This window comes from uncultured Brachyspira sp. (assembly GCF_934747485.1).
Lineage (GTDB): Bacteria > Spirochaetota > Brachyspiria > Brachyspirales > Brachyspiraceae > Brachyspira.
The window spans coordinates 1-7,150 of sequence record NZ_CAKVGN010000101.1 but is presented as its reverse complement, the minus strand read 5'-3'; the positions used below and the strand labels follow the sequence as shown (position 1 = coordinate 7,150).

Genomic DNA, 7,150 nt, shown 5'->3' with positions numbered 1-7,150 from the left:
ATCCAAAAGTTGAAAAACAGTTGGAAATTATATATAATTTAGCAAGAAAGGAGCTTTTTTAGTTATCTAGGACAGCCACTAAATTTATATTAAAATATCAATGTTTATAATAAAAATCTTACATTTTGTAAAAAAGTTGATAATGCATCTACGAAAATATTAAAATTGACAAACTGTATTGAGTTCACTATACTATATTATATTCAAAACCTACCGTGAAGCCGTTTTTTGTACCTCTATATATAAAAAAATAATAAAAATATAGGAGTTACACTATGAAAAAATCATATACTTTAGAAGAAATCGAAAATATAATAAACAAAGAGTTTTCTTATGAACTTGATGAAACTGATTCAACTGAAGCAGATAACAAGTTAGATAATAATGAAAATGATGAAGATTATCAAAATAATGATGAGAATAATAATGAAAATATAATTGATGAAGTTATAGAAGTATTAAAAGAGTATATTAAAAAAGATAAAAATAATACAAGAGCTTTAACTTTATTAGCAAGAGCATATTATTCTAATAGAGATAATAAAAAAGCTCAAAAGCAGTTTAGAAAAGTTTTGTTAATAAATCCTAATGATGATAAAGCATTATACTATAAGGCAGCCAATTATATATATTGTTTCAGAAGAAATGAAAACTATAATGAAGCATTAAAACTTATTAAAAAAGCTATAGAATTAAATAAAAATGATTCAGAATATTGGCATCTTTTAGGATATATTAATTATGAAAATAAAAATTATTATGCAGCAATAGAATATGCTGAAAAAGCAGTTAAGTTAAATAAAAGCTATGTTTTTAATTATGACAATCATTTAGAATATTATCTTACTGTGATAGGAAAATCATATTTTAAATTGGGCAAATATGATGAAGCAATAGAAGTGTTTAAAGAAATAATAAAACTTCCTTTGCATGATGAAAGCGATTTTATGTATTTAGGATTATCATATTTTGCGAAAAAAGAATATGATAAGGCAATAGAAAATTATGAGAAGGTATTAGAAATTCATCCTTCTTGTGATTATATTGAAGATACCAGTGCAATAAATGCATTAGCTAAATCTTATATGGCTTTAGGAGAGTATCAGAAAGGTATTGATGCATATAAAAAATATATTAAAAAACATGAATGGCGTTGGATAAGATATCTATATAATAAAGATATTGAAGACTATAGATATTTGATAGAAGCATTTAATCAGCTTATAGAAGAAGAGCCTAATAATTTTGAATATTATGATGGATTAGAAACTATATATTCTTTTGATTTGAGAATATATGATAAAGGAGCTAATGTACTTGAAAAATATTTACTGAATAATAAAGAGAATATTAATTATAGAGTTTATGAAACTTTGGCTCATTTATATAAAAGCATTTACAGATATGATAAAGCTATTGAAATGTATAATAAACTTATTGAAATTAATCATTTTGATAATAATGATTATTATAGTTTAGGTGATATTTATAAAAAAATTAAAAATTATGATAAGGCTTTGGAGATGTACGAAAAATATATGAATTATATATTTGAAAATAAAGATAGAGGCAATGCAAATATTTATAGTAATATAATAAAATTATTAGATTTGTATGATAAACTTTTAAAACATGATAAAAAAGATTTGCTTATTAATAAAGCTCTTAATTATTATGCTGATAAGAATGATTATGAAATATTATCTGATTTATATATGCATATAGGAGAAAAATATAAGGCTATTGAATATTATCAAAAATATATCAATTTAGATGATAATAAAAAAGACGGGGATAATTTTATATATATTGCAGAGATTTATGAAAGTTTAGGAGAAAAAGAAAATGCAGAAGAATATTATAAAAAAGCAATAGAGGTTTATGAAAATGAAAAAGATAAAAGTTGTTGGACTTTAGAGATTATAGGAGATTTATATAATTCTATAGGCAATAAAAACAAAGCTATTGAAGCATATAAAAAAGCTATAAAACTTGAAATAAAAAGTACTAGTCGTATGTTCAGAATAGAAAACAGATGGGAGAGAAAAGAATTTAAAGGTTTTTATTCAAAGGAAATAGGCGATTTATATATAAAAATAGGCAATAAAAATAAAGCATTAAAATGTTATAAACATGCTATTTCATTAGAACCTAATCGTGAGGAATGTTATGTTTCTATAGCAGAAATTTATAATGATCTTAATGAAAAAGATTTGGCAAAAGAATATTATAAAAAAGCTATAGATATTTATAAAAAATATTTTGAAGTACATTCATACTGCTGTTATACTCTAAGAGAAATGGCGGAATTATATTTAAAAATTGATGATAAAGAAAAAGCTAAAGAATGCTACAAAAAAGTTTTGGATATTAATATTTATGATGATGAAGCAAAAGAATATTTAGAAAATTTGAATAGACTTGTTTAAAACCATAATAATTTTATAAAAAAATATTATTTACAAATTAAAAATAACTATTATAATATTATTAACCTAAATGAACAACTGTTAATGTTTATCATGAAGGAATTTATTTATAATTTGTATTTATCTGATTTATGGAAAATAATAGAATTGCTGTTATAGGTATAATAATTGAAAATACTGATAATGTTTCAAAGGTGAATGAAGTTTTGCATGAATACAGCGATTTTATTATAGGAAGAATGGGTATTCCTTATAGAGAAGAGAATATAAATATAATCAGTATAGTCTTAAATGCTCCTAATGATAAAATTAATAGTTTAACTGGTAAACTAGGTATGCTTGAAGGTGTTTCTGCAAAAGCACTTTATGCAAACAAAAAATAATAAGCAGTTTGATTATTTAATTATTAGGAGTTTATATTATGTCTTCGGATACTTTATTTAAGTACGATTCAAAGTCAAGAAATGCAAATGAATTTATTAACGATGAAGAAATATTAAAAACAATATCTCAAGTTGAAAGCGGAAATTACAATATAAGAGATATATTAAACAAAGCTAATGAGATGAAAGGGCTTGAACCTAACGAGGCATTGGCTTTACTTCTTTGCGATGACAAGAAAATAGAAAATGAAATGTTTGAAATAGCAAAGAAAATAAAATTAGAAATATATGGAAAAAGAATTGTATTGTTTGCTCCGCTTTATTTATCAAATTATTGTGTTAATGGATGCGTTTACTGCCCTTATCATGCCAAAAACAAACATATAGTTAGGAAACAATTAACTCAAGATGAAATTAGAGCGGAAGTGATAGCATTGCAGGATATGGGGCATAAAAGACTTGCATTAGAAACAGGAGAAGACCCGGATTATGCAAGCATGGAATATTTACTTGAGTCAATAAAAACAATATACAGCATTAAACATAAAAACGGTGCAATTAGAAGGGTGAATGTTAATATTGCGGCTACTACAGTAGAAAACTATAAAAAGTTAAAAGATGCAGGCATTGGTACTTATGTATTATTTCAAGAAACTTATCATAAAGCAACCTATGAGAAAGTTCATCCAAGCGGACCAAAAAGCAATTACGAATATCATACTGAAGCAATGGATAGAGCAATGGAAGGCGGTATTGATGATGTTGGTATAGGGGTATTATTTGGTCTTTATAATTATAAATATGATTTTACTGCTATGCTTTATCATGCCAAACATTTGGAAGAGACTTTTGGGTGCGGCCCTCATACAATAAGCGTGCCGAGAATAAGACCTGCTGATGATGTTGATGTGAAGAGTTTTCCTAATGCTATAACAGACAGTTTATTCAAAAAGATTGTTGCTGTTTTAAGAATTGCTGTCCCTTATACTGGAATAATAGTTTCTACAAGAGAGAGTAAAAAATCAAGAGAGGAAGTTTTGGAAGTTGGAGTTTCACAGATAAGCGGAGGTTCAAGAACAAGTGTGGGCGGATATGTTGAAGAGGAGGAAGAGAACTCTAAACAATTTGAAATCTCTGATAACCGTTCACTTGATGATGTTATAAAATGGCTTTGTGATATAGATTATCTTCCAAGCTTTTGTACTGCTTGCTACAGAGAAGGAAGAACGGGCGATAGATTTATGTCTTTTGCTAAAAGCGGACAAATAAAAAATTTCTGTCAGGCTAATGCTATAATAACTTTGAAAGAGTACAAGAATGATTATGCTAAAGAAGAAACTAAAAAATCAATAGACAAAGTTATGAATAATGAAATAGAACGCATACCTAATGAAAAAGTTAAAGTAAAATTGGTAGAAGCTTTAAAAGGAATAGATGAAGGAAGGAGAGATTTTAAGTTTTAAATATATTTATTTTAGTGTATATATTTAAATTTTTTATTGTTCTTTTTCCCACAGCTACAAGGCGTGGACTTTGTCAAAGAACCAAAAAGTGCGAGTGTTTTGCTTTATATGTTGGTAATATGTATAAATGAATATAAAATAATATATATTTTTTCCCATATATATAAAGCTAAACTTCATAAAGTATAGCCTTTTTGCTTCTTTGTGGCAACAAAAGAAGTGGGGTGCGGGGCAAAGCCCTGCGAATAATAAAAAATTTACTTTTAATAAGTCTAAAAAAATTGAGTATATATAAATTAATTATTAAATAGGAAAAAATATGAATGATACACCAAATTCAAATAGAACACACATTGCAATATTTGGACGAAGAAATGTAGGTAAATCAAGTATTATCAATGCAATTGCAAATCAAGATGTTGCAATAGTTTCAGATACTGCAGGAACTACTACCGACCCTGTTAAAAAAGCGATAGAAATAAATAAAATAGGAGCCTGCACTATTGTTGATACTGCGGGCTTTGATGATGAGGGAGAGCTTGGGGAATTAAGAATAAAAAAAACAAAAAAAATAATGGAGTCAGCGGATATTGCTCTGCTTGTATTTGATGCTAATTTTAATGATTATTTGCTTGAGTTAAAATGGAAAAATGAACTAACAAGTTTAGAGATACCTATTGTGGCAGTTATAAATAAAATAGATTTAAATAATAATTACAAACAAATAGAACAAAATATAAAAGATGTATTTGATATAGAAACTATTTCAATAAGTGCTAATAATAAAATTAATATAGACAAACTAATAGAAGCTATAAAATTAACTATTCCAAAAACAGAAGAGATAAGTATAACAGGACATATAATAAAAGAAGATGATATAGTAATGCTCGTTATGCCGCAGGATATTCAAGCTCCGAAAGGCAGACTCATTCTTCCGCAGGTTCAAACTATAAGAGATATTTTAGACAATAGGGCTATAATCATTGCTTCAACATTTGATAAATTTGAAAATGCATTAGAAGCATTAAGTAAAGCTCCTAAAGTAATAATAACAGATTCTCAAGTGTTCAAAGAAGTAGAAAGATTGAAACCTAAAGAGAGTTTATTAACTTCATTTTCAGTTCTTTTTGCTCGTTATAAAGGAAATGAAGAAGTATACAAAAGAGGTGCTGATTTTATAGATAGCCTAACAAAAGAAAGTAAAATATTAATAGCAGAAAGCTGTACTCATATTCCTTTGGAAGGCGATATAGGCAGAGTAAAAATTCCTAATCTATTAAAAAAGAAATTCGGTTTTGAGTTTGATATAGATTATGCGGCAGGGGCTGATTTTCCAGATGATTTATCAAAATATGATTTGGTGATACATTGCGGAGGATGCATGGGTAGCAGAAAACATATTTTAAATAGAATAAGAATATGCGAAGAGCAGAATGTGCCTATAACTAATTATGGCATGACTATAGCGAAAATTAATGGTGTTAAGTATATATAACTAATTACATTTATTAATTTTTTGTTGTTCTTTTTCCCCGCCGCTCGCGGTGCGGACTTCGTCAAAAGAACCAAAAAGTGCAAATAAAAAATAATATTATTAGTGTTTCATATTTAAAATAATTTATTAATTTTTTTTTAAAAATAAAGGAACATAAACTTGATTAATACAAATAAAGCAAAAGATATTATTAACAAAATAGAAATAGAAGAAAAAATATCAAGAGAAGATGCTTTCACTCTTTTATCATCTTTTGAATATGATAATAATATCAATATAAAAAATTTAAATGATAAAGAAAAAGAAGAACTAAGAAGCTTAAAAGAGTATTTAAGAATTAAAGCAAGAGAGAAAGCTGACAAAGTATTTGGTAAATATGTTTTTATGCGTGGGCTTATAGAGTTTACTAATTACTGCAAAAATGACTGCATATACTGCGGAATAAGAAAGAACAACAAAAATGCTGAACGCTATAGACTAAGTAAAGAAGATATTTTATCATGCTGCGAGATTGGCTATGAAATAGGCTTTAGAACTTTTGTGCTTCAAGGCGGAGAAGACACTTATTATAATATAAACATAATGTCTGATATAGTTGAAGCAATTAAAACTAAATTTCCAGATTGTGCTCTAACATTATCAATAGGTGAGAAAGAAGAAGAGTATTATAAAACATTAAAAGAAAAAGGAGCTGATAGATTTTTACTTAGGCATGAAACAGCTGACGATATTCACTACTCAAAACTTCATCCTAAAAATATGAGTTTAGAAAATAGAAAAGAATGTTTAAGAACTTTAAAAAAAATAGGATATCAAACAGGCACAGGCATAATGGTTGGAAGCCCTTATCAAACTTTGGAGAATATTGCTGATGATTTAATGTTTATGCAAGAGATTAATCCTGAGATGATAGGCATAGGACCTTTTTTGCCTCATAAAGACACACCATTTGCTAAAGAAAAAAAGGGAGAATTAGAACTTACGTTGACACTCATAGCAATACTTCGTTTAATTTTTCCATTAGCATTAATACCAGCAACTACTGCACTTGGCACCATTAAAGAAGGAGGAAGAGAACTTGGAATACTCTATGGAGCTAATGTTGTTATGCCTAATTTATCTCCTCTTGATGTGAGAAAAAAATATTCACTATATAATAACAAAATAGCAACAGGTACAGAATCTGCTGAAGGAGTTGAAAGCCTTAGAAAAAACATAAAAAATATTGGATACATACTTACAGGGGAACGAGGAGATTTTGATATAAACAGAGGAAAATAGTTTTTATATTTAATTAAAAAATAATATGCACAGGAGCCAGACATATTGCAGTTAGGAATTCCTTAATTTCTTAAAGTATAGCATAGGTGTATCATA

General features: G+C 27.2%; 5 protein-coding genes. All 5 read left to right on the top strand.

The annotated features are described in order from the left end of the window. Positions 1-275: 275 nt before the first annotated feature. The 5 genes from Q0H31_RS12635 (at position 276) to hydE (ending at position 7,054) form a co-directional block, all read left to right on the top strand. Positions 276-2,429 (top strand): tetratricopeptide repeat protein, encoded by a 2,154-nt coding sequence (locus Q0H31_RS12635; protein ID WP_295298726.1) that lies wholly within the window; start codon positions 276-278, stop codon positions 2,427-2,429. A 131-nt stretch (positions 2,430-2,560) separates the two neighbouring features. Beyond that, positions 2,561-2,812, top strand: coding sequence for a TM1266 family iron-only hydrogenase system putative regulator (locus tag Q0H31_RS12630; protein WP_284602004.1), 252 nt, complete (start codon positions 2,561-2,563; stop codon positions 2,810-2,812). 38 nt (positions 2,813-2,850) lie between these two features. Next, positions 2,851-4,275 (top strand): [FeFe] hydrogenase H-cluster radical SAM maturase HydG, encoded by a 1,425-nt coding sequence (hydG, locus tag Q0H31_RS12625; protein WP_295298722.1) that lies wholly within the window; start codon positions 2,851-2,853, stop codon positions 4,273-4,275. A gap of 319 nt (positions 4,276-4,594) precedes the next feature. Then, on the top strand, positions 4,595-5,773 hold the full coding sequence (gene hydF, locus Q0H31_RS12620) for a [FeFe] hydrogenase H-cluster maturation GTPase HydF (RefSeq protein WP_295298719.1): 1,179 nt from the start codon (positions 4,595-4,597) through the stop codon (positions 5,771-5,773). Positions 5,774-5,932: 159 nt separating this feature from the next. After that, entirely contained in the window at positions 5,933-7,054 is a 1,122-nt protein-coding gene (gene hydE, locus Q0H31_RS12615) for a [FeFe] hydrogenase H-cluster radical SAM maturase HydE (protein WP_295298717.1), read from the top strand. Positions 7,055-7,150 lie beyond the last annotated feature (96 nt).

What these genes read in the sequence shown, in the direction of transcription:
- Q0H31_RS12635 (WP_295298726.1), top strand. Translation starts at nt 276, where the DNA reads ATGAAAAAATCATATACTTTAGAAGAAATCGAAAATATAATAAACAAA.
- hydF (WP_295298719.1), top strand. Translation starts at nt 4,595, where the DNA reads ATGAATGATACACCAAATTCAAATAGAACACACATTGCAATATTTGGA.
- hydG (WP_295298722.1), top strand. Translation starts at nt 2,851, where the DNA reads ATGTCTTCGGATACTTTATTTAAGTACGATTCAAAGTCAAGAAATGCA.
- Q0H31_RS12630 (WP_284602004.1), top strand. Translation starts at nt 2,561, where the DNA reads ATGGAAAATAATAGAATTGCTGTTATAGGTATAATAATTGAAAATACT.